The organism is Candidatus Ozemobacteraceae bacterium (assembly GCA_035373905.1).
Classification (GTDB): domain Bacteria; phylum Muiribacteriota; class Ozemobacteria; order Ozemobacterales; family Ozemobacteraceae; genus MWAR01.
This window is the reverse complement of sequence record DAOSOK010000078.1, coordinates 1,985-4,216: the sequence shown is the minus strand read 5'-3', so window position 1 is coordinate 4,216 and position 2,232 is coordinate 1,985. Positions and strand designations below refer to the sequence as shown.

Annotated in this window: 4 protein-coding genes; 3 read left to right on the top strand and 1 reads right to left on the bottom strand. The window is 57.2% G+C overall.

From position 1 onward, the window contains the following. Positions 1–254: F0F1 ATP synthase subunit beta (locus PLU72_20235; protein HOT30514.1), on the bottom strand; the 254-nt coding region annotated here is incomplete at its 3' end. Positions 255–472: 218 nt separating this feature from the next. Here PLU72_20235 and PLU72_20230 point away from each other — a divergent pair. The 3 genes from PLU72_20230 to PLU72_20220 form a co-directional block, all read left to right on the top strand. Further along, the gene (locus PLU72_20230) at positions 473–1,141 is read left to right on the top strand and encodes an MgtC/SapB family protein (GenBank protein HOT30513.1); all 669 of its coding nucleotides are present in this window, start codon (positions 473–475) and stop codon (positions 1,139–1,141) included. A gap of 109 nt (positions 1,142–1,250) precedes the next feature. Continuing rightward, entirely contained in the window at positions 1,251–1,706 is a 456-nt protein-coding gene (locus PLU72_20225) for a DUF3465 domain-containing protein (GenBank protein ID HOT30512.1), read from the top strand. Between the two features lie 110 nt (positions 1,707–1,816). Then, positions 1,817–2,232 (top strand): HAMP domain-containing protein (locus PLU72_20220; protein ID HOT30511.1); only part of this gene is annotated, 416 nt, incomplete at its 3' end.

Genomic DNA, 2,232 nt, shown 5'->3' with positions numbered 1-2,232 from the left:
GCCTGGAGCTGAGCCCCCGTATCGTGAAGCTGCACGCCTCGCGACAGGCCCTGGGGCGGAGTGAGCGCAACCCCACGCACGGTGTTGCCGTCGACATGCGCCAGCACTTCCATGAGAAACGGAGCGTCACCCTCCGTCGAAAGCAGATTGTTGATGAGCGGCAGTCCATCGTCGAACCGGGCATCGACGACGGAGCCGCGAACGGCGGTCACACGCCCCGTTCGATCGTTTTCACGGTCGACCGTCTCTTGCATCTGTCCTCTCTGTCTCCCGAACTGTCGGGAGGATCTCTTTCGCCTATTTTACCACAACGCCGGTTTGGACATCGGAATCCCGGCTCAGCCTGTGTGCGAGCAGCTGGGAGGCAGCGACGGATGATCTGGAAGCGTTGTGAAACGGCGCTGGATTTCTTTTTGCGTTTTGCGTGAGGAGGAGTATCATCGGCGGAATATCCAGAAAATGAGGGAACATCATGCTGACTGAATACGATATTATTTTCCGATTGCTCTTCTCCGCTTTCATGGGTGGTCTCATCGGCCTCGAACGTGAAAAGCACAGCCAGCCTGCCGGTCTCAGAACGCACATAATTCTCGCCGTCGGCTCCTCGATCGCGATGTGCATCTCGATCAATCTGGCAATCCAGTTTCACACCGTGGCAACCAACGGGGATCCGGAACGACTGGCTGCGCAGGTCATTTCCGGCATCGGCTTCCTCGGCGCCGGCGCTATTTTCCGATACGGAAGCGGCGTCAAAGGGCTTACAACCGCCGCAAGCCTGTGGACAACGGCGATCATCGGGCTGGCTGTCGGAGCCGGCTATACGAATATCGGCGTCGTCGCGACGGTTCTGGTCCTGTTCGTTCTTATCGCGCTCGATATGTTCGAGAAGTTCTATCTTCAGGGAAGCGCGACGAGAACCATCCAGATAAAGGGCATCGACCGGCCGCGCTTCATCCAGGAGATCAAGGAACTTCTCGCGACGTTCAACATCTCGATCAAATCGATCAGCTTCTCGAAGGACGTACAGAACAACGAAATCGAGATCGAAACGATCACGAAAGTCCTGTATGAACAAGATCTGGACAGGATCATCGGGAGTGTGTCCAAGATCGAGGGCATCATCAAGTTTAAAATCGCCTAACCCAAAATCATACCGGGTGCTTTTCGTGTCGGAGGAGTCTGTGGTATCGTGACGTCGGTCCGGCACGGAATGTCCGGGCCGCATTCCCTTTTCCGGAGGACTCAGACCTGTGTCGAAGCAGATCCCGGATCTTACCTGGCAGGATAAAGCCATTCTGGTGACGATTCCCTTGGTCGTTCTGGCCATTTTCGTGTTCGCCAACTATATGGGGCAGGATGCAACCGTGAGCGACGCCTTTCAACAGAAGATTCCCAAGGTGGTCGTTCGAGACGCCGGCATGATCTCCGCCCTCATTCCGCCCGACCCGATCGCGACGGGTACGCAGAAATGCCGCCTTCGCTCGCGCGATGGGCAGACCGAGTTCACCTTCAACTACCACATCCAGGGCAGCGCCACCATGAATCTCGCCGTCGGACGCCAGATCCAGTTTTACGGCGAGTATACCTACGATCCGCAGGGTGGGGCGATCGACATTCCCTTCAAGGGAAAGAGCGGCCGTCTCTCGGGATGGGCCGTCTACGAAAACCGCCGCTTCTACGTCGACGAAGAAGACCAGCCCCTGTGACCGCCGCATGGCCGGGCCATGGCGTGCCCGGTCGTGTCGTTGACAAAAGCCGCAGTGGTGCGTATGATGGGCTCAAAGAGTCTGATACCGTATCCGGAGGAGGAACCCGCGTGACCCAGCGTAAGAACTACTTCATCGCGAAGGGGATGCAGAGCAGATTCGCAGGAACGATCCTGCTTCTCGTCTTCCTCATCACCGTCATCACCGCCTGCAACATCTACGTTCTCGGTTCGTTCTTTCTGACCACCCAGGCGACGTTGAGCGAAGGCCAGACCGCCGAGAGCATGATGCGTCACTTCGTCACCGAACTCTGGCCCAGGCTTCTCCTGCTGGTTCTCGTCAACGTGATCATCGTGTTTATCGTCAGTATCATGTATTCGCACCAGTTCGCGGGGCCCGCATACAAGCTCGAAAAGAGCATACAGCGCATCGCGAACGGCGATCTGACGTTCGAGATTCACCTGCGCCGCAACGACAGCCTCAAGGAACTCGCGGTCGCGATCAATTCGATGCTGTCCCGGTTCCG

Bases quoted from the DNA above. Each gene is read 5' to 3' on its own strand.
- PLU72_20230 (HOT30513.1), top strand. From the start codon at position 473: ATGCTGACTGAATACGATATTATTTTCCGATTGCTCTTCTCCGCTTTC.